21 protein-coding genes are annotated in these 26,384 nt (G+C 64.1%); 9 read left to right on the top strand and 12 right to left on the bottom strand.

Annotated features, from left to right (window positions below):
* Positions 1-8: 8 nt before the first annotated feature.
* A complete protein-coding gene (locus tag ACE3PR_RS00320; RefSeq protein WP_374366862.1) occupies positions 9-1,001 on the bottom strand; it encodes an aldo/keto reductase in 993 nt (330 codons plus the stop codon).
* A gap of 213 nt (positions 1,002-1,214) precedes the next feature.
* On the opposite strand from ACE3PR_RS00320, the gene ACE3PR_RS00315 reads away from it, so the two are divergent.
* Together ACE3PR_RS00315 and ACE3PR_RS00310 are read left to right on the top strand one after the other, a co-directional pair.
* Positions 1,215-2,132 (top strand): LysR family transcriptional regulator, encoded by a 918-nt coding sequence (locus ACE3PR_RS00315; RefSeq protein ID WP_374366860.1) that lies wholly within the window; start codon positions 1,215-1,217, stop codon positions 2,130-2,132.
* A 13-nt stretch (positions 2,133-2,145) separates the two neighbouring features.
* Entirely contained in the window at positions 2,146-2,664 is a 519-nt protein-coding gene (locus tag ACE3PR_RS00310) for a GNAT family N-acetyltransferase (RefSeq protein ID WP_374366858.1), read from the top strand.
* A 40-nt stretch (positions 2,665-2,704) separates the two neighbouring features.
* Here the strand turns inward: ACE3PR_RS00310 and ACE3PR_RS00305 are convergent, their stop codons facing one another.
* Complete coding sequence (locus tag ACE3PR_RS00305; protein ID WP_374366855.1) at positions 2,705-3,313, bottom strand: FMN-dependent NADH-azoreductase; 609 nt, start codon at positions 3,311-3,313, stop codon at positions 2,705-2,707.
* A gap of 119 nt (positions 3,314-3,432) precedes the next feature.
* On the opposite strand from ACE3PR_RS00305, the gene ACE3PR_RS00300 reads away from it, so the two are divergent.
* Positions 3,433-4,356 (top strand): LysR substrate-binding domain-containing protein, encoded by a 924-nt coding sequence (locus ACE3PR_RS00300; RefSeq protein WP_374366853.1) that lies wholly within the window; start codon positions 3,433-3,435, stop codon positions 4,354-4,356.
* Here the strand turns inward: ACE3PR_RS00300 and ACE3PR_RS00295 are convergent.
* The 7 genes from ACE3PR_RS00295 to ACE3PR_RS00265 form a co-directional block, all read right to left on the bottom strand.
* Complete coding sequence (locus ACE3PR_RS00295) at positions 4,337-4,741, bottom strand: rhodanese-like domain-containing protein (RefSeq protein WP_374366851.1); 405 nt, start codon at positions 4,739-4,741, stop codon at positions 4,337-4,339. The genes ACE3PR_RS00300 and ACE3PR_RS00295 overlap by 20 nt on opposite strands.
* Before the next feature lie 103 nt (positions 4,742-4,844).
* On the bottom strand, positions 4,845-5,210 hold the full coding sequence (locus ACE3PR_RS00290; protein ID WP_374366849.1) for a VOC family protein: 366 nt from the start codon (positions 5,208-5,210) through the stop codon (positions 4,845-4,847).
* Positions 5,211-5,234: 24 nt separating this feature from the next.
* On the bottom strand, positions 5,235-6,101 hold the full coding sequence (locus tag ACE3PR_RS00285) for a helix-turn-helix domain-containing protein (protein WP_374366847.1): 867 nt from the start codon (positions 6,099-6,101) through the stop codon (positions 5,235-5,237).
* Positions 6,102-6,178: 77 nt separating this feature from the next.
* Entirely contained in the window at positions 6,179-6,724 is a 546-nt protein-coding gene (locus ACE3PR_RS00280) for an MOSC domain-containing protein (protein WP_374366845.1), read from the bottom strand.
* A protein-coding gene (prfB, locus tag ACE3PR_RS00275; RefSeq protein ID WP_374366843.1) for a peptide chain release factor 2 occupies positions 6,721-7,840 on the bottom strand; the annotation gives its coding sequence in 2 pieces (ribosomal slippage) (positions 6,721-7,770 and positions 7,772-7,840; 1,119 coding nt in all). The genes ACE3PR_RS00280 and prfB overlap by 4 nt, the downstream gene beginning before the upstream one ends.
* Before the next feature lie 129 nt (positions 7,841-7,969).
* Positions 7,970-10,789 carry a penicillin-binding protein 1A gene (locus ACE3PR_RS00270; RefSeq protein ID WP_374366842.1) on the bottom strand — a complete coding sequence of 940 codons (2,820 nt, stop codon included), beginning with the start codon at positions 10,787-10,789 and terminating at the stop codon, positions 7,970-7,972.
* A 262-nt stretch (positions 10,790-11,051) separates the two neighbouring features.
* Positions 11,052-12,545, bottom strand: a complete 1,494-nt coding sequence (locus ACE3PR_RS00265) for an N-acetylmuramoyl-L-alanine amidase (protein ID WP_374366840.1) — start codon at positions 12,543-12,545, stop codon at positions 11,052-11,054.
* 492 nt (positions 12,546-13,037) lie between these two features.
* Between ACE3PR_RS00265 and ACE3PR_RS00260 the strand changes: the two genes are divergently transcribed.
* Positions 13,038-16,130, top strand: a complete 3,093-nt coding sequence (locus tag ACE3PR_RS00260; RefSeq protein WP_374366838.1) for an Rne/Rng family ribonuclease — start codon at positions 13,038-13,040, stop codon at positions 16,128-16,130.
* 80 nt (positions 16,131-16,210) lie between these two features.
* Here the strand turns inward: ACE3PR_RS00260 and ACE3PR_RS00255 are convergent, their stop codons facing one another.
* Together ACE3PR_RS00255 and ACE3PR_RS00250 are read right to left on the bottom strand one after the other, a co-directional pair.
* Positions 16,211-17,422: a hypothetical protein gene (locus ACE3PR_RS00255; RefSeq protein WP_374366836.1), complete on the bottom strand. Its 1,212-nt coding sequence runs from the start codon at positions 17,420-17,422 to the stop codon at positions 16,211-16,213.
* 118 nt (positions 17,423-17,540) lie between these two features.
* Positions 17,541-18,206 (bottom strand): transglutaminase-like cysteine peptidase, encoded by a 666-nt coding sequence (locus ACE3PR_RS00250; RefSeq protein WP_374366834.1) that lies wholly within the window; start codon positions 18,204-18,206, stop codon positions 17,541-17,543.
* Between the two features lie 172 nt (positions 18,207-18,378).
* On the opposite strand from ACE3PR_RS00250, the gene ACE3PR_RS00245 reads away from it, so the two are divergent.
* Positions 18,379-20,478 (top strand): HD domain-containing phosphohydrolase, encoded by a 2,100-nt coding sequence (locus tag ACE3PR_RS00245; protein WP_374366832.1) that lies wholly within the window; start codon positions 18,379-18,381, stop codon positions 20,476-20,478.
* Positions 20,479-20,484: 6 nt separating this feature from the next.
* Here the strand turns inward: ACE3PR_RS00245 and ACE3PR_RS00240 are convergent, their stop codons facing one another.
* Positions 20,485-22,074, bottom strand: coding sequence for an alpha/beta hydrolase (locus ACE3PR_RS00240; protein ID WP_374366830.1), 1,590 nt, complete (start codon positions 22,072-22,074; stop codon positions 20,485-20,487).
* 135 nt (positions 22,075-22,209) lie between these two features.
* Between ACE3PR_RS00240 and ACE3PR_RS00235 the strand changes: the two genes are divergently transcribed.
* The 4 genes from ACE3PR_RS00235 to ACE3PR_RS00220 are packed head-to-tail and all read left to right on the top strand — an operon-like array spanning position 22,210 to position 26,382.
* Positions 22,210-24,822 carry a YdbH domain-containing protein gene (locus ACE3PR_RS00235; RefSeq protein ID WP_374366828.1) on the top strand — a complete coding sequence of 871 codons (2,613 nt, stop codon included), beginning with the start codon at positions 22,210-22,212 and terminating at the stop codon, positions 24,820-24,822.
* Between the two features lie 14 nt (positions 24,823-24,836).
* Positions 24,837-25,064: a YnbE family lipoprotein gene (locus tag ACE3PR_RS00230; RefSeq protein WP_374366826.1), complete on the top strand. Its 228-nt coding sequence runs from the start codon at positions 24,837-24,839 to the stop codon at positions 25,062-25,064.
* Between the two features lie 17 nt (positions 25,065-25,081).
* Positions 25,082-25,432, top strand: a complete 351-nt coding sequence (locus ACE3PR_RS00225; RefSeq protein ID WP_374366825.1) for a YdbL family protein — start codon at positions 25,082-25,084, stop codon at positions 25,430-25,432.
* Positions 25,429-26,382: an AAA family ATPase gene (locus ACE3PR_RS00220; RefSeq protein WP_374366822.1), complete on the top strand. Its 954-nt coding sequence runs from the start codon at positions 25,429-25,431 to the stop codon at positions 26,380-26,382. Before ACE3PR_RS00225 ends, ACE3PR_RS00220 begins: the two co-directional genes overlap by 4 nt.
* Positions 26,383-26,384: the final 2 nt, after the last annotated feature.

Raw genomic sequence — 26,384 nt, 5'->3', positions numbered from 1 at the left:
ACGCCACCTCACGCCCGCTCGCTGTCGAGATGCGCCAGCAGCGCCTCCGGATAACGCGCACCCTTCGCCGCTCCCAAAGGGATCGCGGTCTCGATGCGGGCGAGGTCTTCCGGTTTCAGTTTGAGATTGAGCGCGCCCAGCGCCTCATCAAGACGGTTGCGCGCGCGGGCGCCAACCAGCGGCACGATGTCGGGTCCTTGCGCCGCGACCCAGGCGATGGCGACCTGTGCCGCGCTCGCATGCAAGCCGACGGCGACTTCCTTCAGCGTCTCGGCCAGTTTCAGATTGGCGGTCAGGTTCTCGCCCTGGAAGCGCGGGGTCATACCGCGGAAATCCTTCGCTGCCTTGTCTGCGGTGAAATGCCCGCTGATGAGGCCGCGCGCCAGCACGCCATAGGCCGTGACACCGATGCCGAGCGCGCGGCACGCCGGCAGGATCTCCGTCTCGATACCTCGGGCAATGAGCGAATATTCGATCTGCAGATCGGCGATGGGATGCACGGCAGCCGCGCGGCGGATCGTCGTCGCACCCACTTCCGAGAGGCCGATATGGCGAACATAACCCTTCTCCACCATCTCGGCGATGGTGCCGATCGTGTCCTCGATCGGCACATCGAGATCGAGACGCGAGGGGCGGTAGATGTCGATGTAATCGGTGCCGAGGCGTTTCAGAGAATGCGCCAGGAAATTCTTCACCGACTGGGGTCTGGAATCATAGCCGAAGAAACCACCCATGGGATCGCGCAAGGCGCCGAATTTGACGCTGAGCTGATAGCTCTCGCGCCGCCGGCCTTTCAGCGCTTCCTGCAGCAGCATCTCGTTATGGCCGCTGCCATAGAAATCGCCGGTATCGAGCAGGGTGACACCATAATCGAGCGCGCGGTGGATGGTGGCGATGCTCTCGTCGCGGTCGGCGGGGCCATAGAAATCCGACATCCCCATGCACCCCAGCCCGATCGCGGAAACCTGAGGGCCGGTGCTGCCCAATTGACGTTGTTGCATCTTGCTTCTCCTTGTTCTTGCTCACCCCTCACCCCAACCCCTCTCCCCATTTCATGGGGCGAGGGGCTTCAGAGCGAACTCGGTCGAAACTCCCTCGCCCCGCTTGCGGGGAGAGGGGCGGGGTGAGGGGTTGCTGATGAAAGACAAGATGACGCCCGCCCGGCTGTCCGATAAGATGGATAATCATGAAAGAACTGTTCGTAAGTATGAACAATGGATGAGCGCGATCTCCGCGATCTTGCCGCCTTCGCCCAGGTGGCGGAACAGCGCAGCTTTCGCGGTGCCGCCCGCGTGCTGGGCCTCTCGGTCTCGGGCCTCAGCCAGCGGGTGAAGGAGCTGGAGGCGCGCCTCGGCCTCCGCCTCCTCAACCGCACCACGCGCAGCGTTGCCGCGACCGAGGCCGGGGAAAACCTGCTCCTGCGTTTGCGGCCGACCCTGGCCGATCTCGACGCGGCGCTGGTTGAATTGAAGCAGCGCCAGGGCGAACCCTCGGGGCGTCTCCGCATCAACGCACCGCCGCCGGCGGTCGATCTGGTGCTGGCCCCCATGGTGACGCCCTTTCTCCGGGCGCATCCCAAGATCCAGATGGAGGTCGTCGCCGAATCGCGCCTCGCCGATATCGTCGCCGAAGGCTTCGATGCCGGCGTGCGCTATGAGGAGAATCTGGCGCGCGACATGGTGGCACTGAGTCTCGGGCCGCCGACGCGCTATCAATTGGTGGCGGCGCCCGCCTTGCTGAAGGAATGGGGCATCCCGAAACATCCGCGCGACCTCGTCGACCGGCCCTGCATCGTCACCCGCTTTGCTTCGGGCATCGTGTTGCCCTGGGAATTCGCCAAGGCCGGCCGCAACGTCAAGTTCACGCCGCAGGGACCGCTGATCGCCGCCCATATCGCGCTGCAGATCCGCGCGGCGATGGAGGGGCTCGGCTTCTCTCTCATGTTCGCCGATTACGCGGCCCCGCATATCGCCGCCGGGAAACTGGTTCCCGTGCTCGATGATTGGCAGGCGCCCTTTCCCGGCCCCTTCCTCTATTACCCCAGCCGCCGGCAGCCGCCGCCGGCACTTGCCGCCTTCATCGCCTTCGTCAAAGAATGGAGATCTGCCGAATCGAGACGGCGGCGCAAATAGACGACGGAAGATCATGACCGACATTCCCATCATCGAGACCGAACGCCTGATCCTGCGGGGCCATCGCGTCGAGGACTTCCCCGACAGCGCCGCCATGTGGGGCGATCTTGAGGTAACCCGCATGATCAGCGGCCGCGCCTTCACCCCCGAGGAATGCTGGGGCCGCGTGCTGCGCTATGTCGGCCATTGGGCCCTGATGGGATTCGGCTATTGGGTGCTGACGCAAAAGTCGGACGGCAAATTCGTGGGCGAATCCGGTTTTGCAAATTACGAACGCGCAATCGAATCCGACTATGTCCGCTTGCCGGAAATCGGCTGGATGCTGGCCCCGGCCTTTCACCGCCAGGGCTATGCCAGCGAGGCGGTGGCCGCCATCACGCGCTGGGGCGATCGGCATTTCAAGGGCAGCAAGACCGTCTGCCTGATCGCGCCGGAGAACACGCCCTCGATCCGCCTCGCCGAACGTGCCGGCTACAAGCTCGCCGAACACAACACCTATCTGGGCCAGCCCACCCTCGTGCTGACGCGCTGAGGGGGGCCGGCCCAGAATTTCGCCATCGGAGATAGCGTGATCAGGCGGCGAGCGCCTGAATCTTGTCAGCGGCCTGGGCCAGCGACTGCGCCTTCTGTTCCGGGCTGATATTGACGCCCTCGGCCAGGACGAAGCTCACATCCTTGATGCCGAGGAACGTGAACACGGCCCGCAAATGGCTTTCCTGATGCTCGAAGGCGTTCATGCCGGAATCCGGGCCGTAGAAGCCGCCACGCGAGAGGGCGACGATCGCCTTCTTCCCGCCCAGCAATCCTTCCGGCCCCTTCTCGGTATAGCGGAAGGTCTTGCCGGCGATGGCGATGCGGTCGATCCAGGCCTTCAACTGGCTGCTGATGCCGAAATTGTACATCGGCGCGCCCACCACGATCACGTCGGCGGCGAGAATCTCGTCGAGCACGGTGGCACCGGTCTTGAGGTCGGCGGCGACGGCCTCGGTCACGTCCTGCGGAACTTGTGCAGCCGTGAGGACGGCGCCGGAGAGATGCGGCAGGGGGACGGCCCCGACATCGCGATAGGTCACCTGGGCGCCGGGATGGGCGGCCTTGAGGCGGGCCACAATATCGCTGGAAAGCTGGCGGCTCACCGAATGGCCGCCCAGAATGCTGGAATCGATATGGAGGATTTTCATGATGAAGCCGTCCTTTTATTAACGAATGGGTCGGCTTCAACGTAGGATTTGCTCCAATCAGCGATAAGTTGCCAATTTTCCAACTTAATGTTCTATTTTTGGAACAATAGGAGGGAAAGATGCAGGATCTCAACGACCTCGCTTATTTCGAGGCGGTGGTGCGCCATGGCGGCTTCGCCGCCGCCGCCCGGGCGCTCGGCCTCCCGAAATCGAAGCTTAGCCGCCATGTGGCGGGGCTCGAAGCGCGGCTGGGCGTGCGCCTGATCGAACGCTCGACCCGGCGCTTCGTGGTGACCGATCTCGGCCATGAATATTACCGCCATTGCCGGGCGGTGATGGCGGAAGTCGAGGCCGCAGACGAGATCGCCGCGCATAGCCAGGGCGAACCGCGCGGCCTGGTGCGCATCAGCGCGCCCATGGGTCTTTCCGCCGCCTTCAGCCGACAGATACCGGATTTCCTCGCGCGTCACCCGAAGCTGCGCCTGCAATTCGTCATCACCAACCGGCGCGTCGACATCGTCGGCGAGCGCGTCGACATCGCGCTCCGCATACGCCGGCGCCTCGACACCGACGCGCAGCTCACCATGCGGGCCTTCGGCGAGAGCGTCACGCTGCTTTGCGCCAGTCCCGCGCTGATCGACCGCCTCGGCCTGCCCGCCTCGGTCGAAGACCTGCGCGGCTATCCGACCATCGACCATGACGAGAATCCCGGCGAAAGCGTCTGGCATCTTGCCGGTCCCGATGGCTGCGAGGAAATCTTCACCCACCAGCCACGCCTCGCCTGCCTCGATTTCAATATTCTGGTCCAGGCGGCCGTGGCCGGCCTCGGGATCGCCTGCCTGCCGCAGGAAGCCTGCCGGCGGGAGCTCGCCACGGGTCAGCTCATCCGCATCCTGCCCGATTGGGATGGCGGGCGCGGCATCCGCCATCTGGTCTTCACCTCGCGGCGCTACATGCTGCCGGCGGTGCGCGCGACGATCGACTTTCTGCTGTCGATCCTGCCCGATGCGCGGGTGGACCGACTCACGACGGCCGAGGATTGACCGCCTCGATGGCGCCGCCCGCTTCCTTCCAGGCGGTGAAGCCGCCACCGATATGGGCGACATTGGCGAGGCCCATATCAAGCGCCGTCTTGGTGGCAAGCGCCGAGCGCCAGCCGCTGGCGCAATAGAACAGGAAGGTCTTCTCTTCAGCGAAGATCGGCTTGTGATAGGGGCTTTCTGGATCGAGCCAGAATTCCAGCATCCCGCGCGGGCAGTGAAAGGCATTCGGGATCTTGCCCTCCCGCGCCAGCTCGCGCGGATCCCGGAGATCGACGAAGACGATGCCGGCATCGTCGAGGCGCGCGATGGCCTCGGGGGCGGGGATGGTCTTGATCGCCGCATTGGCTTCGGCCAATAGCTGCTCAATTCCCTTGGTGATCGGCATGGTTTTGCTCCGGCAGGATGATCCAGGTCATCCTGCCGGAGACGGGCCCAAATGAACAGTCGGTCCGGAATCTGGGTCCCGGCCCGCCAGTGATTCGGGCCGACTACTTCGTCATGCAGACGGCTTCGACATTGTTGCCGTCGGGATCAGTGAGGAAGGCCGCGTAGTAAGTCGGGCTGTAATCGACCCGGAGGCCCGCGCCGCCATTATCCTTGCCGCCGGCCTTGAGACCCGCCGCATGGAACTTGTCGACGGCTTTGCGATCGGGTGCCGCAAAGGCAACATGTGTTCCGGGGCCCTTCGCCCCTTTGTTGGGATAGAGCCAGAGCGCCGAAGCGCCCTTCGGCCCCAGCCCTGCGCCGCTATCGTCGGATGAATTCAGCACCAGACCCAAAGGTGCCAGCACGGCTTTGTAAAACGCCGCGCTCGCCGCCAGATCCTTCACGTGCAAGCCGATATGATCGTACATGGTGATCTCCTCTCTCTGAGGCGATCACCCTACGAGGCTGGCAGGCAGGCGATCTTGGAGGTTCTTGCGCTCATGCCGCCCGAAGCGGCCTTGCGCATTCTGCCGGAAGCGCCTGGGCGACATGCGCGCCGCGCGGTGAAACGTGCGCACGAAATTGGAGAGATCGCCGAAGCCCACGTCATAGGCGATATCCGTGATCGGCTTCTCGCTGCCGGCCAGTTGCTTCGCCGCGTTCCGGAGCCGCGCGCCGACGAGATATTGATGCGGCGTCACCCCGGCGATGCGCGCAAAGAGGCGCAGGAAATGAAAGGGGCTCAGCCGTGCAGCTTGGGCTGCCCGATCGAGATCGATGTCGCGGTCGGCATGGGCTTCGATCCAGGCGGCGGCCGACGTGATGCGCGCGCGGTCCTGGCTGCGCGCCGTCACCGCGGCCGGCTTCCGCCCGGCGATATGGCGCGCGATGGCGGCGGTGAACATCAAACCGATTTCATCGAAGCCGAGATCGCTGCGCCCCTCGGCCACGGCCTCTCCCAGCGCCCCCAGCACCATGAGGCTGGCATGAGGGGCGACACTTCCCGCCTGCCAGATTGCCTTCTCGCCGCCCACCATCTCGGCATAGCTGGGCGAGAGCTTGAAACTCAAACAGGCGTCGCCGCAGGCGTGATGCTCGTGGGTGCAGACATATTCGTCGCCCGGATGCCCCAGCAGCACGGACCCCGCCACCAGATCAAAGGCGCGGCCGCGATGCCGATAACCGAACGAGCCTTTGCGCACGAAAGCGGCCGAGAAATTGTCATGCGCCTCGGCAAAGGGAATGTCCGACGGACCGGCCTCGCACCGGTAATCGGTCACCTTGAGATCGGCATTCTGAAAGATGATCGTGGCAGCCATGACCCATCCAGGTTAGGTGGCCGGCGATCTTGCCGCAAACGGATTCCGCGAACTTGGCAAATCTTGCGGTCGACGTCCTAGACCGGCGCAAGGGCGCGGTGCGGGCCGGTCGGCAGGGTTGTCAGAATCCCGTCGCCCGGCCGGACGTCGCCGCCGCGGATGACGACCGCCATCACGCCGGCCTTGCGGAGGAGATTGCCCGCCGCGTCCCGATCGAGCACGGCCTGCATCAGGCCCTGCTGGAAGCGGTCGATCTGAATGCAGGGATTGCGCAACCCGGTGATCTCGACCTCGGCCTCAGGCCCCAATTGCAGCCGCGTCCCTTCCGGCAAGGCCAGCAGATCGGTACCGCGCGTGGTGACATTCTCGCCCATCTCGCCGGGCTGCACCTGGAAGCCCTTCGTCGCGAGTTCGTCGAAGAGTTCGGCCTGGATGAGATGCACCTGCCGGAGATTGGGCTGCGTGGGATCCTTGGCGACACGGCTCCTGTGCTTCACCGTCTCGCCCATATGCGCATCGCCCGCGACACCCAGACCGGTCAGCAGCCGGATCTCGAAAGCGGGCTTCTTCGAAAAACGATGCCCGCCATCGAGGGCGACGGCGATGACCGTGGCCCCACTCACGCCTGCTCCGGTTCGCCGCCATGGATCTTGGCGGCGAGCGAGGCCGAGAGGAAGAGATCGATGTCGCCGTCGAGCACACCCTGGCTGTCGCTGGTCTCGGCGCCGGTGCGGAGATCCTTGATCATCTGATAGGGCTGCAGCACGTAGGAGCGGATCTGGTGGCCCCAGCCGATATCGGTCTTCGAATCCTCGACTGCCTGGGCCTTTTCCTCGCGGATGCGCAATTCGCGCTCGTAAAGCCGCGCCTTCAGCATGTCCATCGCCATGGCGCGGTTCCTATGCTGCGATCGGTCGGCCTGGCACGAGACCACGATCCCGGTCGGTTCATGGGTGATGCGGATGGCGCTGTCGGTCTTGTTGATGTGCTGGCCGCCGGCGCCCGAGGCGCGGAAGGTATCGACCCGGAGATCCTTGTCGAGGATCTCGATCTCGATATTGTCGTCGATCACCGGATAGACCCAGACCGAGCTGAACGAGGTGTGGCGTCGCGCATTGGAATCGAAGGGCGAGATGCGCACCAGACGATGAACGCCGCTTTCCGATTTCAGCCAGCCATAAGCGTTATGGCCCTTGATCTCGATGGTCGCCGATTTCAAGCCGGCTTCTTCGCCGGCACTTTCTTCCAGCCATTCGACCTTGTAGCCGTGCTGTTCCGCCCAGCGCGTATACATGCGCAAGAGGATCTGCGCCCAGTCCTGCGCCTCGGTACCGCCGGCGCCGGCATGGACTTCGAGATAACAATCGTTCTGGTCGGCTTCGCCCGAGAGCAGGCTTTCAAGCTCGCGCTGCCCGGCCTTGGCTTTCAATTCCTTGATCTGCTTCTCGGCTTCGTCGATCGAGGCTTCGTCGCCTTCCATCTCGCCGAGCTCGGCCAAAGTGAGCGCATCGTCGAGCTCGCGCTCCAGCGCCTTGTAGCCGTCGAGCGAGTTCTGCAGATGGGTGCGCTCGCGCATCACCTTCTGCGCCTTTTCAGGCTTGTCCCAGAGAGTGGGGTCTTCCGAGAGGGCGTTCAGTTCGTCGAGACGACGCAGGGCGTTGTCCCAGTCAAAGATGCCTCCTCAGCAGGGCCAGGGAAGATCGGATCTCCCCCGCCGCCGCCTCGATCTCAGCGCGCATGTCAGTGCCTCAAAATACTCGGGTTTCGATGCCCAGTTTCGATGTCGGGCCGGAACATGCCGATTGCGGTCCGGCCCGTCAACCTTTTGCGCCCAGAGGAATTATCCGGGGGGCGATGATCCCGTGGAATCAATAGAGGCCGGAATCCCCGCCGGTGCTGGGCTGCGGCGGCACAAGGACCGGTGCCTGCTGCGTCGGATAGGCCGGCTGGGCCTGGGCCGGATATTGCTGGCCCGGTTGCTGCTGCAAGGGTGGTTGCTGCAGAACCGGCGCGCCGGGCTGCACCGGATAGGCCGGCTGGCCCGGTTGTTGGCCCAGGGGTTGTTGACCCAGAGGTTGTTGGCCCAGGGGCTGCTGACCATAGCTCGGCTGCGGTGCCGGTTGCTGGCCGCCCTGATAGACGCCGGTGGAATCGATGATCGTGGTTCCACCCTCGTTATAGCCGCCGTAAATGCCGTTATTGCCGTAACCGAGCGGGATCACGGTGCCATAGCCTGCGTCCTGGCCGTAATTGGCATAACCTTCGATGATCTGCTGCTGGCCGGTGGGTTCGGTCCCGGGCTTGAAGGCTTCCCAGATCGGCTGACCCTCATCGCCCGCGACCCAGCGCTCCCCGGTCTGGCTGTTGACCTTCACCAGGCGCACGCCGGGTGGCACGCGGAAGGGTGTCGCAGGCTCGTCGGCCAGGGCCTCGATCATGAAATCGCGGAAGATCGGCGCCGACAGCCGGCCGCCGGTCGCCTTGGCGCCCAGAGAACGCGGCTGGTCGAAGCCCAGATAAACGCCCGCCACCAGATCGGGCGAGAAGCCCACGAACCAGACGTCGCGACCGTCATTGGTGGTGCCGGTCTTGCCAGCCAAAGGCTTGCCAACCTGCTTCACAGCGCTCGCCGTGCCACGCTGCACGACGCCTTCCAGCATCGAGACCATCTGATAAGCGTTGGCGGGGTCGAGCACCTGCTCGCGCGTATCGGGAAGCTGCGGCGGCGGCGAGCCGTCATAACGCGACACCTGGCAGCCATCACATTGCCGCTCGTCATGGCGATAGACAGTCCAGCCTTGCGCATCCTGCACGCGGTCGATGAAGGTGGGGACGACCTTCTTGCCGCCATTCACGATCTCGGCATAGGCGCCGACCATGCGCAAGGCCGTGGTCTCCTGGGCGCCCAGCGACATGGCAAGAGTCTGGTACATCTTGTCGACGACACCGAGACGCTCCGCCACTTCCGCGACCTTGGCCATGCCGATGGTCTGCGCCATGCGGATGGTCATCAGGTTCCTGGATTTCTGCAGGCCCTGGCGCATGGTGGCCGGCCCCAGGAAGTTCTTCTCGAAATTCTCCGGCTCCCACAGCGGCAGGCCGGGCCCCTGATTGATGGCGATGGGCGCATCGAGAATGATGGTCGAGGGCGTATAGCCGGCTTCAAGCGCCGCCAGATAGACGATCGGCTTGAAGCTGGAACCCGGCTGGCGCATCGCCTGGGTGGCGCGGTTGAATTCGCTCTGCTTGTAGGACCAGCCGCCGGTCATGGCGAGGACGCGCCCGGTATGGGGATCCATGGCGATGAGCGCGCCGGAGATTTCCGGAATCTGGCGCAGCAGGTAGAGCGGCAGGCCCGCGGCCTTCAACTGCTGTGCTGCTGCGGCGGCTTCGGTGTCGAGTTCCTCGACCTTGTCGGCCTTGTCCTCGGTCGAGACCTTGGCCTCGACCGCGACCACGTCGCCGGCCGCCAGCACATCGCCGACACCCTTCACCTGCGGCCCGAGGCGGCCTTCCTTGTCGCGACGCCGCGCCCAGGCGAGGTCTTCCAGCTGAATGAGCCCTTCCGATCCGTCGAGGAAGCCGATCCTGGCCTCGGCCGCATCGACGGCGAGCACGATCGCCGGCTGCCAGTTGTCGAGCCAGGGAATATTGCCGAGGGTCGCCAATTGCGTCTGCCAATCAGCGAGATCGTCGGTATGGGTGAGCGGCCCGCGCCAGCCCTGCGTGCGGTCATAGGCGACGAGATGCTTGTGGAGAATCCGGTCGGCGATTTCCTGGAGACGCGGATCGACCGTCGCCTTCACCGTGAGACCCTTCTTGTAGAGTCCGTCCTCGCCGAAACGCTGCACCAATTCGCGGCGCACTTCCTCGGCAAAGTAATCCGCCTCGAAGCGTTCCTCGCGGCTGCGCTTGTGCTGTTCCAGCGCCGCGGCGCGCGCTTCTTGCGCCTCGGCCTCGGTGATATGCCCGTCTTCCAGCATGCGGCCGATCACCCAGTCGCGGCGCTCCTTGGCAGCGGCTGGATAACGGGTGATCGAATAATTGTTGGGCGCCTTGGGCAAAGCGGCAAGATAGGCGGCTTCGGCAACGCTGAGTTCGTCCAGCGATTTGTTGAAGTAATTGAGGGCCGCCGCGGCGACGCCGTAATTGCCGGCACCGAGATAGATCTGGTTGAGGTAAAGCTCGAGGATGCGGTTCTTCGAGAACGCCTTCTCGATGCGCAAAGCGAGGATCGCTTCCTTGACCTTGCGCTCGACCGATCGTTCGTTGGTCAGCAGGAAGTTCTTGGTCACCTGCTGGGTAATGGTCGAGGCACCCACCATGCGCCGGTCGGAGCCGTAATTGCGCAGGTTCACGAAGACCGCGTTGACGAGGCCCGGGATGTCGATGCCCGAATGGCTGTAGAAGGATTTGTCCTCGGCCGCGAGGAAGGCGTTGATGACCCGCTTCGGAATGGCCGAGATCGGCACGAAGACCCGGTTCTCGACCGCGTATTCGGCCAGCAGCCGGCCGTCGCCGGCATAGATCCGGGTGGTGACCGGCGGGTCATAAGCCGCGAGCTGGTAGTAATCCGGCAGGCCTTGGGAATAGTGCTCGTAGACCAGCCAGGCACCGATGGCACCCACCGCTGCCAAGATCGCGGCAAGGCCGGCAAAGAAAGAGAGCACGCGCGTCAATGACTTCATAATCTGGCTTTTCGTCTCGCTGCCGGCGGATCCGCTGCCGGATGGGTCATATGCCGCCGCCCGGTCCTATATATAGGCCAACCCACTATAGGCTAACGGGGTGACTTGTTAACGGGCATTCGAGCCAGGCTGCCGCCCTGCTCGATGCACCCTCAACCTGGCGCTTCGGTAGGCTAGGCTTGCCCCAAGATCAAGGCAATTTTACGGCGTCGGGGCAGGCATTTAGGGGTTGGGACGGGTATTTAGGGATCGGGCCGGGCGGTCAGGAACCGCGCACGCTGTCATGCCAGTCGAAGAAGCTGGAGATGGCCTTGGTGATCGCCTTGGCAAGCTTCTTCTGGTGCTTCTTGCTGGTCAGCAATTGCTGGTCCTCGTCCGAGGAAATATAACCCATTTCCAGCAGCACCGAGGGCACGTCCGGGGCCTTCAGGACGGCAAAGCCCGCGAAACGGTGGCTGTTGCCCAGCATCAGCGTGTCGTTCTTCAGGGCACCCACCAGAATCTTGGCGAAGCGCGCCGAGAGATTGATGGTCTCGCGCTGGGCAAGGTCGATGAGGATGCCGCTCACCACCTTGCTCTCATGGGTGAGGTCGACACCGGCGATGACGTCGGATTTGTTTTCCTTGGCGGCCAGGGCCGCCGCCTCGGCATCCGATGCCTTTTCCGAGAGGGTATAAACCGAGGCGCCCCGGGTCTTGGCATTGGCGTGGCTGTCGGCATGGAGCGAGATAAACAGCTCGGCGCCGTTTTCCCGCGCCACCCGGAAGCGGTCGCGCAGGGGCAGAAAGACGTCCTTGTCGCGGGTCAGCACCGCGCGGAACCGGCCGGTCGCCTCCAATTCCTTCTGCAAAGCCTTGGCGACGGCGAGTGTGATGGTCTTTTCCTTGGTGCCATTGCCCAACGCCCCGGGATCGATACCGCCATGGCCGGGATCGATCACGATCAGGGGTTTCTTCTTCACCCCCTCCCCGCCCGGCGCTCCTCCCCCACCCGGTTTGGGCATGGGCAGGATGATGGCCGCGGCCTGATCGAGCGATCCGGTCGCGGGCAGCGTTACCTTCGGCATTTCCCGGGAGGCGGGTTGGGAATTGGTAGCTGGGTCGACCACCGATCCACTGGCTGATCCACTGGCCGATCCGACCGAGGCCAGGACCGGCTTGGCCACCGGCTCGGGCGCGGTGGGGACGATGGCGGGTGCGATCGCCGGCACCACCTCGGCCGCGGCCACCAGGATCGGGCTGGCCGTGCCGTCCGAGGCGAACAGGGTGCGGCCGATCTGGCGGCGGAAATCCCCATCCGCCGCCGCGACGAGATCGATCATCAGGCGCGGCGGATGACCCTCCGCCGCCGGCAATTGCACGACATGGGCAACCCGGGCCGGCGCGGAAAGATCGAGGACGATGCGGGACGTGCCGACCTTGAACAGGCCGTAACGCATGGCGTTGACCAGGCCACGGCCCTGCAGCACGCGCCCGGCCGGGATCTGCCAATCGACCTCGTCGAGATCGATCACCACCCGGTGCGGATCGCCCAGAACGAAGAGGCTGTAGCCGGTCGCGGCTGTGAGATCCAGAACCACCCGGGTTCGCTCGGCCTCGATCCCCAGCCGCGCATCAGTCACCGCCGATTTGGCCCAAGCGCGCTCGGCGCCGATTCCACACAGACCGGCGGCAGCGACCAGAATGGCCAGCAGGAGAGTCCTGCCGATTCGGGCAGGGCCGCCTGTCTGCGACAGAAAAGCGTTGAACTTCCGCATGTTGCCGGTATGTTGCGTGAAACTCAGGCAATTAAAACCCATAACCCACTGAAAGGCAACAAGTTATTAAGATGGGCCACGTTTCGACCGGCCCTTCTCGGCGCCTTTCGCCCCCGATTGCGGGCAACCGTGATTGCAGTTGTGTTGCCGCTCAGCCGCCTCTATGGTGACTTTCCGAGGTCGTGGGCGACGATTCCGGCCCGCCGATATGGCGGATTGGAAGACGCAGCCAGCGATCGGTCGTGACCCTCAGCGGTCGACCAACACACACTCCAATCCATGTGAAATATGGCGCGGGGTGGGTCGTCATTGAGGCAGCGCATTTGCGCAGGGCAAGATCGCTCCCTACCTGAGACGGGCCGGAGTCGACATTTGCGCTGTCGCCAAGACAACAGGTTGACATGACGCCACCCTGCTATTCGCCAACTAACTTCGCGCCGCCGACCGCAGCCATTGCGGTCGATGCTGGGCGCGTGACGGAGCTTTTCACCCATGACCAAAATTATGCTGATCGACGCCACCCACCCGGAGGAAACCCGAGTTGCGGTGGTGGACGGGCGCAGGCTTGAAGAATTCGACGTCGAAGTCGCAAGCCGCCATCCTCTCAAAGGCAATATCTATCTCGCCAAGGTAACCAGGGTCGAACCGTCGCTTCAGGCGGCGTTCGTGGAATATGGCGGCAATCGCCATGGCTTCCTGGCTTTCAGCGAAATTCACCCGGATTACTACCGCATCCCCGTCGCCGACCGGGAAGCCCTGCTGCGTGAAGAACTGGAAGAGGCCGAGGCCGAAGAGGGCGATGCCCGCGACGGCAACAGCCCGCAGGATAGCAACGGCCACGATCATGGTCGTGACGATCAGGTTTCGCCCGACGTAAGCGGTGGCGAGATCGGCCAGGCAATCGCGACGACCGATTCGGAATCGATTGCAGCCGCCCCAGAGAGCCATCCGGGGAGCCATCCGGGGAGCCATCCAGGCGCCGACCTCTTCGCCGCCCCCACCAATGAACTCCGGGCCGATGAATCCCGTGAGGTCCAGGCGGCAAGCGCCGAGCCGGCCTTCGCGGACAATCAAGGCACGGCATATTCCGAAGCGGCCGTCTCCGCGCCCAGCTTCGACACCGCGGCCGCGGGAGCGGCCGAGGCCGAGCCACAACGCCCGCATGTGATGCCGCTGGCGGCGTCCCATGACAGCCTGCAGAGCGAGCCCGTCAACACGGAAGATTCCTGGCAGCCTCAGGCCGATGACTTTGTCCCATACCCGCAGGACGGCCATCCCGCCGAAGCCACATCCGAAAACGATCTGCCCGCGACCCAGCGTGGCGATATCGTCGAAGTGACCCAGCCGCCCGAAGTGATCGATACGGTGGGCGGCGAAGCGCCCGCAGCCAGCGAGGATGACGAGGCCGAGGACGACGACGATTCCGCGCGCCGCCGCCGCCAGCGCCATCTGCGCCGCTACAAGATCCAGGAAGTCATCAAGCGCCGGCAGATTCTGCTGGTGCAGGTGACCAAGGAAGAACGCGGCAACAAGGGTGCCGCCCTCACCACCTATCTTTCGCTGGCCGGCCGCTACTGCGTGCTGATGCCCAATACCGATCGCGGCGGCGGCATTTCGCGCCGCATCACCTCGGTTGCCGATAGGAAGCGCCTGAAGTCGATCGTCGACGAGCTGGATCCGCCCGAAGGCATGGCGGTGATCGTCCGCACCGCCGGCATGGAACGCCAGCGGAGCGAGATCAAGCGCGATTTCGAATACCTGCTGCGCCTGTGGGACGAGATTCGCGAAACGACTTTGCGCTCCAGCGCGCCCGCCCTCATCTACGAAGAAGCGAGCCTCATCAAGCGCTCGATCCGCGATCTCTATACCCGCGACATCGGCGACATCATCGTCGCCGGCGCCGAAGCCTATAAATCCGCAAAGTCCTTCATGCGGATGCTGGCCCCGGCCCAGTCGAAGCAGGTGCAGTTCTACCGCGACCCCTCGCTGCCCCTGTTCCAGCGCTATCAGATCGAAAGCCAGATCGCGGCCATCCACCATCCGGTGGTAACCCTGCGCTCGGGCGGCTATATCGTCATCAACCAGACCGAAGCGCTGGTGGCGGTCGACGTCAATTCCGGCCGTTCGACCCGCGAACGCAATATCGAAGAAACCGCCCTCCGGACCAATCTCGAAGCCGCCGACGAAGTGGCGCGCCAGTTGCGCCTCCGGGATCTGGCCGGCCTCATCGTCATCGACTTCATCGACATGGATGAAGGCCGCAACAACGCCGCGGTCGAACGCCGGATGAAGGACGCGCTCAGGAACGACCGCGCCCGCATCCAGATCGGCCGCATCTCGTCCTTCGGTCTTCTGGAAATGTCGCGCCAGCGGCTCCATGCCAGCCTCGAGGAAGCCTCGACCGCGACCTGCCCGCATTGCCACGGCACCGGCCGCATGCGTTCGGTGGATTCGACCGCCCTCCATGTGCTGCGCATGGTCGAGGAAGAGATCACGCGCAATCCGGCGCCCGGCGTCACCGTGCATGTGCCGACCGCCGTCGCCCTCTTCATTCTCAACCAGAAGCGCCATGCCTTGGCGCAACTGGAACTGCGCCGCGGCGTGCGCATCTATCTCAGCGCCGATGATTCATTGATGCCGCCGGACTTCCGTCTCGAGCGCCTGAAGCAACTGGCGCCGGGCGAGGAATTGCCGGCCGCGGCCTTGCCGGGGGTGATCGATGTCGACCTCGACGAAGGCGAGGATGACGATTACATCATCGAGGAAAGCGACGAGGCTGACTCGGCCGCAGAAGCCGATGCCGGCGGCGAAGAGACTGCCGATAACGACAATGCCGAACGTGGCCAGGGCCGTGGTCGCGGCCGTGGGCGTGGCCGCCGCCGCCGCGGTCGTGGTGGCCGTTTCCAGGCCGACGAATTCACCGATCAGACCGAAGCCGCGAGCGATGGCGAGGACGACACCGCGCCCCGCACCGGCGAGGCTGCGTTCGAAGACCGACCGCGCAGCCAGGAAGCGGCCGCGCAGAATGACGATCAGGACGAGGGTGATGAGGATGACGGCGCCCCCGGCAGCAGCGACAATGCTGCCGGCGACAGCGAGGAAACGCGCCGCCGCCGCCGCCGCGGCCGCCGTGGCGGTCGTCGCCGCTCGAAGCGCCACCAGGACGAAGGCACCGGCGAGGCCCAGGCCTCCGGGACCGAGAACCATAACGGCACCGCGATCGAGGGCGATGGCGTGAGCCATGCCGTTCTCGCCGGCAGCGGCGACCAGCCGGAAATTCCGCAGGATGCCGAAGCCCTGCCGCCGCAATGGCGCAGCGAACCCACCGTCACGGAATCCACCGTCACGCCCGGCCTCGAAGATCGGGCCGAGAGTGCCGCAGAAGAACCCAGCGAGAAGCCGCGCCGGACCCGGCGACCGCGCCGCGCGCGCGAAGATGAGACGCCGGACGTTGCGATCGGCGAAGCGGCCCCGGTTGAAACAGCTCCGGTCGCAACCACCGTCGCCGCGACGAGCCTGGAAAACAATGCCGAGGACCCCAATCAGCCCAAGAAGCGCGGCTGGTGGCGGCGCCTGATGGAATAAAGCCACCCGATTCCGGGCAAACGAAAAAACGGCCGCGCAAGCGGCCGTTTTCTTTTCAGGTCAGGCCTAAAGGAAATGTGTCAGGTCTTGGCCTGGCTCATCGCATCCAGAAGACGCCCTTGGAACAGCGACAGGCCGAGTTTCTGGCCGATGGCGATCCCTTCCTCGGCGTCGACGCGGCACAGAATCATGCGCTCGCGGCCGATCCGGTCGATGGCCTTTTGCATGTCCTCGGCCTGGTCGCCGGAGCAATCGTCATAGAAGGCCTGTGACCAGACGACCTTGACGAGATCGACATCCAGCCGGTCGCGGTCCAGGATCGGCAGCAATTCGTGTTTGACCTGGTCGAGGATGATCTTGTAGCCGCGCTCCTTGAGGAAGTCGCGGGCGAAGGTGAAATCGTCGGGGTCGCTGAAGTAATCCAGCGCCGGCAATTCGATCGCCAGGGGACCGCGCTCCTTGTTGTTGGTGGCGCGGTCGAAATCGAGGAATTCCGGCGAGAGCACGGTCGCCAGCGACAGATTGAGGCTCGCGTTCTTCAGCATCGGCTGATAGTCCTGCCGCGGCATCAGGGCCAGCATGCGCGCATCCAGCACCCGCGCCAGATGCTGGAACAGCCATTTGTCGCCGGTCACATTGTAGCCGGGCGCCACCGTCTGGGCGAGGAACGGCATCGAGAAGAAAAGCTCGGTCAGGATCGGCGCCGGCTTGGCGCCGGGGATGATCGCAAAGACCTGCTGGCGCCGCAGCACATTGGCAAGGTCGGCATTGACGATCGCGTTCTCGAGCTTTTCCAGAACGGCCGGCCCGATCAGATTCTCGATGAGACTGGCTTTGGCCGCGCCGGACGGGCTTGCTGCCTTGCGCCGGTTCTCATTATGGCCGCGACAGAGATCGACAAAGACCTGCCACTCGCTCTCGATATCGTACCACTCGCAGAACGGGGTGGTCCGGGCACTGCCGGGCGGTGCCGTGAACAGCGGGTCCTTGGCAAAGAGCTTCTTGATATCGCGGATCGAACCCTCGATATCCTCTTCGCCGGCACCCTTGGTCAGCACGACGAGATCGCTGTTCCAAAGCTGGAAAATACCGGCTTCGAACCGCTTCACCAGCGGCTCGAAGACCTGCTTGGATATGCGCAGATGGTGCGGCCGCAGATGATAGGGCCGCAACTGCGACAAATGAATCTGGACCGCGCGCCTGCCGGCGCGGTGCCGTTCCAACCGTTCGACGTAATCGACCAGCATCTCTTCGTCGCTGGTTTTGCGTCCATCCCTAGACCGCTCGCTCATCCCCCGAATCCCGCCCCTGGAGTGCCGCAGCCATATTGGCTGGGAAATGCTTCCTTAACCATGACAGCATAGCGATATCGCGTGATTCTGTCGCTGGGGATATCGTGCTTCGCGGCGGCTACTTGCGGTGCAGCCACCAGCCCTTTTCATTGATCGAATAGACCGGCTGATAATGTTTCACCGTATTGGCCGGCACCACCGATTTGATCTGGTTGTCGAGCAGCAGCGGATCGTCGCCGTCATAGACCACGAGCACGGCATGGCCGACGCCGAGATTGAGATCCTGCAAGGCCACCACGCGCATGTCCTCGATCGGCACGCCGAGTTCTTTCAGCACCATGAACTTGGCGATCGCATAATCTTCACAATCGCCGTTCTTGCGCAGGAACTGATAGGGGGTGGCCCAATAATCCTCGAGCCCCCAATTCTTCATGTCGATGATGTATTTCTTGGAATTGAGGAGCTTGTTGACCTCTTTGATCTGGGTGAGGCGGTCCTTGCCTTTGAGATTGTCGACCAGGCCCTGCCAGCCCTTGGCCGTGCAGGTGTCCGATTCACAAGGCGCGCCGTTCTTCCAGCGGCCGACCATGTCCAGCCACTTCGGGAATTTCTTCAGATTCTTGGATGGGAGTTCGATCGAGCCGAAGATCTTCGGGTATTTGCGCGCTTCGGCCTCGCCGGCGCTCGTCCCCAGAAGGACGGTCGCCAGCAACAGGCTCAGCGCCAGCGCCTTGCCGGCCCGTCCCCCATTGCCCTGATTCCGTCCCGTCCGCGCGCGGCTCATCTGGCTCAAAATCCCTTTGTCGGCCCGAAGCTAAGGCCCGGTTGCCGTAAAGCGCAAAGCCACGATTGGCGCCGCCCAAACAGCATGCTAATGTAGCAAATACATTCATTCTGCCAACCCATTGATTTAACGATCCGACCGAACGCCCAACCTGGGACGATGGAGACCTGACTTGGCTGATTCCACGACGACCGCCGCCCTCATTGAAGAAAAGAAAGCCAGGTTCGATCTCAGGATCATCTTTCCGGCGATCATTCTGCTGCTCGTCGCCATCATCGGCGTGGTCGCGGTCAATTATTTCGTGGCACAGGAGCGCGAGCGCGAGGAAACCCAGTGGCAGTTGCGCATGGGCGTCGTGGCCGACAGCCGTTTCTCGGATGTCGATCGCTGGTTGAACCGGCAATTGGACGAGCTGGGCGGCCTCGCCAAGAATGAATCCGTCCAGATCTACACCGATCAGATCAGCGAGCTTTCCGGCGATCCCAGCGTCGCCGAGGAGGTCGAAGCCCTGCGCGATTACCTCCGCAACCTCCTGACCGTGACGGCCGACCGCACCGGCTTCACCCTGCCGGAATCGGCGGGCTCGGTGCCCGCGAATGTCGCCGAGACCGGGGCCGCCGGGCTCCTTATCATCGACAATGACGGCAATGTCGTCGCGGCTTCCCCGGGGGCACCTCCCTATAGCGGCGAATTGGCCGCCTTCGTTGCCGGCCAGACCCGCGGCCAGCGCGTCATCGGCGACATGACCTTGAATGCCCGCGGCAATCCCAGCATGGCCTTTCTGGTGCCGCTGGTGGCGGCGCAATCGGAAGGCGCCCAGGCCGAACAGATCGGCGTCATTCTGGGGATCAAGGAGGTGGCCAGCGAATTGTTCCCCCTGCTGCGTCAGCCCGGCGAGGCCAGCGCCAGCGCCAAGGCCATTCTGGTCCGCGCCAAGGACGACAAGATCACCTATCTTTCGCCCGACGAGAACGGCAAGCCGATGGCGATCGAATTGGATGCCAGCACACCGGATCTCGACACCGCCTTCGCCGCCGCCAAGCCCGGCGCCTTCGCCACCGACCGCCGCAATGCCGCCGGCACCCGCGTGCTGGTGACCGGACGCAGCTTCAATCTGGTGCCCTGGTCGCTGGTCTATACGATCGATTACGACGAGGCCCTGGGAGCGGCCGAGGCGCGCTTCCGCAACCTCACCATCTATCTGCTCCTGGCCGTGGCGCTGGTCGCCGTGATCATCGTCGCGGTCTGGCGCCATGGCTCGTCGCGCCGCGCCTCCGAAGCCGCGCATCAGTTCCAGCAGATGGCCAGCAAATTCGAAAGCCAGAAGAACCTGCTGCAATTGGTGACCGACAGCCAGCCGACACAGATCTTCATCCTGGACGCCCAGGACCGCTATCGCTTCGCCAACAGCCAGGCCGCCAAGGCGGCCGGGATTCCGACCGCCGAGATGATCGGCAAGCCGATCACCAACGTGCTCGGGCCGGCCGCGGCCAAGCGTTACGTGACGCTCAACCACGAAGCCCTCGAACTGAAACACGAGGTCTCGAACGTCGCCCGCACCGAAGAAGGCGGCAAGGTCAAGGTCGTGCAATCCGAGCACATCCCCTTGAAGGACGATGCCGGCCACGAGCAGAGCGTGCTCACGGTCGAGCGTGACATCACCGATGTGGTGACCGAACGCGAGCGCCGCGCCCGCACCCTCAATCAATTGGTGGAGACGCTGGTCGACGTGGTCGACAAGCGCGATCCCTTCGCCGCCCAGCATTCCTCGCGTGTGGCCAAGGTGGCCCGCGCCGTCGCCAGGGAAATGGCCCTGACCGAGGTTGAAATCGAGACGGCGAACATCGCCGGCAACTTGCTCAATCTCGGCAAGATTCTCATCCCGCAGGATGTGCTCTCGAAGACCGGTCAGCTCACCGATGCCGAGCGCGACATGATCAAGAATTCGATCCAGACCAGCGCCGATCTCTTGCAGGGGATCGAGTTCGACGGACCCGTGGTCCTCACCCTCCGGCAGGCGCAGGCGAATTGGGACGGATCCGGCCAGCCGCCGGGCTTGGCAGGCGACGACATCATCGTCACGGCCCGCGTCATCGCCGTCGCCAATGCCTTCATCGGCATGACCAGCGAGCGCGCCTTCCGCTCGGCGCTCAGCATCGACGACGCGATCGAGAACCTGATGAAGGGCTCTGGCAAGGCCTTCGACCGGCGCGTCGTCGCCGCCCTCGTCAATTACCTCGACAATCACGGTGGCCGGGCGGAACTTATCTAGAGGCGGTCAATCCTCGGCCGGGGCCACGAAGCTGATCGGGTCGGGATCCTCGAGACAACCCGGTCGCGGCTGGGTCATGGGATCGTCGAGGAAGGCCGCCGCGACCGCATTGGCGCAAGAATCGTTGCCGATCGCGTCATGTCCCAGATCGGGAAACTCGATATAGAAGCTGCGGCTGAGAAATTCCGCAGCCATGCGGCCATAGGCCGGCGGCGTCACCGGATCGTAAGCGCCGGCCAGGATCAGTGTCGGCAAATCGCTCGTCACCGGCTCGTTGTCGCTCGCGCGGAGCTGCGAGATACCGGCGGCCTCACGCCAGGTCTGGCAGATGGCGCCATAGGTCGACGATTCACCCGACAGCGCCATGCCGCGCGTCAGGGGATATTGGGCATAAGCCGCCTCGGCCTTGGCCAGATCGTTGAAGGGCATCTCCTCAAAGCATTGCACCGAGAGGAACATCGCGTCGCCGAAATCGGCGCGGCCATAGATATCCGCCAGATAGAGATCGAGATCCGCCGCGATCTCCTCCCCGATGCCACGGTCATAGGCGTCGATCAGGCGCGGCACATAGGCGATGTCGTCGCGGTTATAGAGCATGCCGAACAGCCGGTAGAGAAGCTGGCTGCCGTCGATCCGCAGCCGCACCGATCCGGCCGCCCCCTCGGGATGCGGCCGCGAGATCATCAGCGGCGCGGCATCGAGGCGCTCGACCAAAGCCAGCAGGCGCTGGCCGAGATCGGGATAGTCGCGCGCGCAATCCTCCTCGGCGACACAGCGTGCCAGCAGATATTGGAACGCGCGGTCGGTATTGGCGGCATCGTCCTCAAAGAATTGCGCCTGCGGTGGCAGGACGGAATCGAGGATGACGCTGCGGATGTCGCCGGGATGGCGGCGCATGTATTCGAGCGCCAGGCGCGTGCCGTAGGAAAGGCCGTAGACATTCCAATTCGGGATCCGCAAGGCGCGGAAGAGATCGTGGAGATCCTCGGCATTCTCCGCGCTGGTATAGGCGGCGGCGTCATGACCGCCGGCCTTGATCGCGGCGGCGCATGTGCTGGTCGATTCAGTTTCCAGCTTGTCGGCCGCCGCATCCGGCAGCCCCAGCAAGCGCAGCGCCACCTCCTGCGCGTCGTCGCAATCGATCCGCGGACTGCTCATGCCTGAACCACGCTGGTCGAACAGGATGAAGTCGCGGCTGGAGAGCCAGTCATTGTCGGCGATGAAATCCCACCACCATTCGATGCGGTCGGAATCGACCCAGGCACCATCCCCCGGACCGCCGGAGAGATAGACGACCGGGTCCGGCCGCACCTCGCCTTCCTCCCCCTCTCCGCGCACGATCACCACCGGCAGGTCGAGATAGAAGATGGCCCCGTCGGTTCGCTGCCGCAGCGAAACATCGCGCGTTTCGGGCACAAGCAATCTGAAACATTCGACCTCGCGGGAATCCGGCACCTTGAACCAGCATTCGGTTGGCTGCAGCGGGCCGGAATCCGACCGTCCCTCCGCCCAGGCGACAGATGGCAGGGCCGCAAGCACCAGGGATAGCAACAGGCCCGCTTTACCCATGTTTCCAGCGCCTTCCAGATTCTTCATGCTGGCCTACTCTGCTGTGGCGCCATCCGCCTCGCAAGAGCCAAACTGCCGCTCGCATATGGCCATGCGGCGCGCTGCCCGATAGAGTGGCCGCCGGCAGCGCCGTCAGCGTGCAACATTGCGACCCGAGCGTTCATGACACGGATATCGCCAGAGACCGATCTCGCCACCGCCCCCGCAAAAAAGCGCGGGTTCGGGCGATTCCTGCGGCGCTCATTTGGTTGGTTGCTCCTGCTGCTGATCGTGGCGGGATTGAGTGCACTCTATTTCCGCCTCGACCTCGTCAATCGTCTGGCACCCACCCTCCTGACCGACCGGCTGGCGGTGCCGACCGAGCTCGGCATGAGTCGGCTGGATTGGCGGCAGAGCCGCATCGACAACATCCGACTGGGCGAGAGCGGCGCCCTCACGATCGAAGGCATCACTCTGGCCTATGATCCCTGGACCCAAGCCCTCGAACGCGTCGAAATTGACCGCGTCAGTCTCAGGGCCGCCTATGCCGAGGGTTTCACCCTGGGCGAGCTCGACCCGCTGATCGCCGAGCTGCAAAATCTCCTGGCATCGAGCGAAAGCGATGCCGACGCACCCACGCGCCCCCTCCCCACCATCCTGGTGAAGACAATCGAGGTGGAGTTGCAATCGCCGGCGGGATTGCTGCGTGGCAACGGCCAGGCAACGCTCGACAACCAGGCCGTGATCGCCAATTTCTCGCTGGCCGAGCCCCGGGATCTCGCCAGGATCGATGCCGACATCGCGCTCTCCCTCGCTACCGACGGGGCGCCGCCCAGTGGCGCCTTGCGGATGAGCCTCGCGGCGCAATCGGCGCTCTGGCATTTCGCCGGTCTGGCCCAGCCGCTGGAAGGGCGCCTCGATCTGGCAGCACAGATCCGCACCGATGCCGATTGGCAGCAGACATACAGCCTCGCCATCGCGAGCAAGGTGACGGCCGGCGGCTTTGCCTATCCCGGTCTGCCGGCGCCGCTTGACGGCGAGGTCACAGCCGATATCGCCCTCGACCGATCGGGCGCCACGATCGGCAACATTGCCGGCGATCTTACGGGCGGCCTCGCGCCGGATTGGCGCAGCAGGATCGGCGGCGATCTTGCGATCCGGCGCGCAGCGGCGCAGACCAGCATCACCGGCCGCCTCACATTCGCCGGAGAAGGCGAAGCTCTGCCGCTCGCGGCCTTCGGCGGTGGCGACAGGCAATTGCAGCAGCCACGCCTCGCCCTCACCACCGATCTCGCCGGTCTTCTGCAGCCGGATGGCGGTCTCGCACTCGACATCACATTGCCCGAACCCGCGATTCTTCAGGCGGCCCGGGTCAACTTCTCGCCGGACATGGCCTTGCCGGACGGCTTCGCCCTCAGCCTCACCGCCGGCGAGACGCCCGCCTTGCATCTCACCCGCGACGAGACCGGCCGGATTGTGGCCGACGTCACACTGAAACTGGGAAAGACCAGTATCGCCCTTGAACCGAAGGCGCTCGGCGACCGACTGATCCTGGTCATGCCCAGTGCCGCCCTTTCAGCTCATTATGATTCCACGATCCCTCCGACCGCCGCCTTCGATCTAGCGGGCGCGCAGATGGTGGCGCCCTTGCACGGCATCACCTTGGGCGGCGTCGCCCTGAACGCCCAATTCGATGAGAATGGCCTCGCGGCAAAGCTCTCCAGCAATGCCGTCGCCGGACTTGGTGCCTTTGTGCCTTTGCGCGCTGAGGCAAGCGCCAATCTCGTCGGCGATGCCGCGCGATTCACCGCGCGTTTTCGCGGCACCGACCAGCCGATCGATTTGCAGCTCACCGGCAAGGCCGATCTCGCGCGCGGGAGTGGCGAAATCGATCTTGCGCTGGCGCCGATTGATTTCACTCAAGGCGGCCTGCAGCCCTACAATCTCTTTCCGCCCTTGCGCGGCTATTTCGAGGATATTTCCGGCCGCGTCGAGGCAGCGGGGCCGATCCAGTTCGCGCAGGGTGATCTCACCTCCGACCTCAAGCTCGGCATCGAGAACTTTTCCGGCAAGGTCGGTCCGGTGCAGCTTCTCAACGTCAACAGCGTGATCACCATCGACAAGCCCTGGCCACTTTCCACCAAGCCGGATCAGGCGATTGCCATCGAACGCGCCGATATCGGCCTGCCGCTCACCAATGCCTTGTTCCGCTTCAAGGTCAGTGATGGCAAGCGCCTCGATCTCGCGGAATCGAGGCTGCAGATGAGCGGCGGCGAAATGCGCCTGGAACCGGTGACCCTCGACATCGATGCACCGGTCCACAATCTCCGCCTGACAGTGCAACAAATTTCCGTGAACGAATTGTTCGCCAGCCTCGGTGTCGCGGGCTTGAGCGGCGAAGGCACCATCTCGGGCGCCGTGCCGGTTTCGATCTTTCCCGGCGGCATCGCCATTCCGGCGGCGGAGCTCCGCGCCGACGCACCCGGCGTTCTGCGCTATGACCGGGATCAAGCGCCCCTCGCCCTGCAGAGTGCCGGCGAATCGATCGCCATGGCGCTACAGGCCCTGTCCGACTTCCATTACAAAGAATTGATCCTGAATCTGACCCGGGAACTGACCGGCGATGTCAGTCTGGGATTGCATATTTCCGGCAGTAACCCCAGCTTCTATGACGGCTATCCGGTGGAATTCAATCTGACCATCCAAGGCCGCCTGGATGAGGCCCTGCGCGAGGGCTTGGCCGGGTACCAGGTGCCGGATATGATCCAAGAACAGCTTGAGAACCTGGCGCCGTGATGGGCCGGGAGGCAATGATGAAAGGCCACAACGTGCCGCAACCAGCGCAATCCCGGGTAATCCTGCTCGCCCCCATCCTGTTGATGGCCTTCGGCTTGGCCGCCTGCAACCCGACCGTGAAGGTCGAGGCACCGGACAAGCCGATCGTGATCAATCTCAACGTGAAGATCGAACAGGAGGTCCGCATCAAGGTCGACAAGGATGTGGAAGACCTCGTGCAATCGAATCCCGCCCTGTTCTGAACCGGAAAGATCCCTCCATGCGCATTTTACATTCGTTCCTGATCGCGTTCTCGCTGGCCATCGGCGGCCTGACGCTGGCCGCCGCCCCGGCTGCGGCCGATGCGCTCGATGATGCCCGCGCCGCCGGCCAGATCGGCGAGCGTCCCGACGGTTATGTCGCGGTGGTCGATGCCGGCGCGCCCGCCAGCATCAAGTCGCTTGCCGACAGCATCAACCGCCAGCGCCGCGAAGCCTATCAGAAGATCGCCAACGAGAAGGGCGTGCCGATCGAACAGATCGGCGCCCTGACCGCGGAAAAGATCATCCGCGAGAAATTGAGCCCCGGCATGTTCTATATGGATGCCAGCGGCGCCTGGAAGCAGAAGTGACAATCCAGCCGGCAGCATCTCTGCCAGCCAGCATCGACGCGACGCAGGATTTGCTCGCCGCGGGGAAGTATGTCGCCGACCGTGCCCTGGCGACGGCGGTGTTCCTGGCGCTGAAACTGAAGCGCCCGCTCTTTCTCGAAGGCGAGGCCGGCGTCGGCAAGACCGAGATCGCCAAGGTGCTGAGTTTGACACTGGGCCGCGATCTCCTGCGCCTGCAATGTTATGAGGGTCTTGATGTCGCGGCGGCACTCTATGAGTGGAATTACGCACGCCAGATGCTGGAGATCCGCCTTGCCGAGGCGGCCAATGAAAGCGACCGCGGCAAACTGGCCGCCGATATCTTTTCCGAGCGCTTCCTGATCAAGCGGCCCCTGCTGCAGGCGCTGGAGCCCAATCCACGCGGGGCACCCGTTCTGCTCATCGACGAGCTCGACCGCACCGACGAGCCCTTCGAGGCCTTCCTGCTGGAAGTGCTTTCCGATTTCCAGGCGACCATCCCCGAGATCGGCGTCATCAAGGCGGCCGAGCCGCCGATCGTCATCATCACCTCCAACCGCACCCGCGAGATTCACGACGCCATCAAGCGGCGCTGCTATTACTACTGGGTCGATTATCCCAACGCCCAGCGCGAGCTCGAGATCCTGCGCACCAAGCTGCCCGCCGCCTCGCTCGATCTGACGCAGGAAGTGGTGGCCTTCGTCCAGAAGCTCAGGAAGCGCGATCTCTTCAAGCTGCCCGGTGTCGCCGAGACGATCGATTGGGCGGATGCCCTCATCCAGCTCAACCAGACCACCTTGAGCCCCGAAACGATCGACAATTCCCTGGGCGCCCTCCTCAAATATCAGGACGACATCGCCAAGATCCGCGGCACAGAGGCAGCACAAATCCTGGAAGAGATCCGCCAGGAAATGACCGCCGCCCGCCTGCAGGCCGCGGCCGCGCAGGTCTGACA

This window comes from Dongia sp. (assembly GCF_041909655.1).
GTDB lineage: Bacteria > Pseudomonadota > Alphaproteobacteria > Dongiales > Dongiaceae > Dongia.
This window is presented reverse-complemented; position numbering and strand designations above follow the sequence as displayed.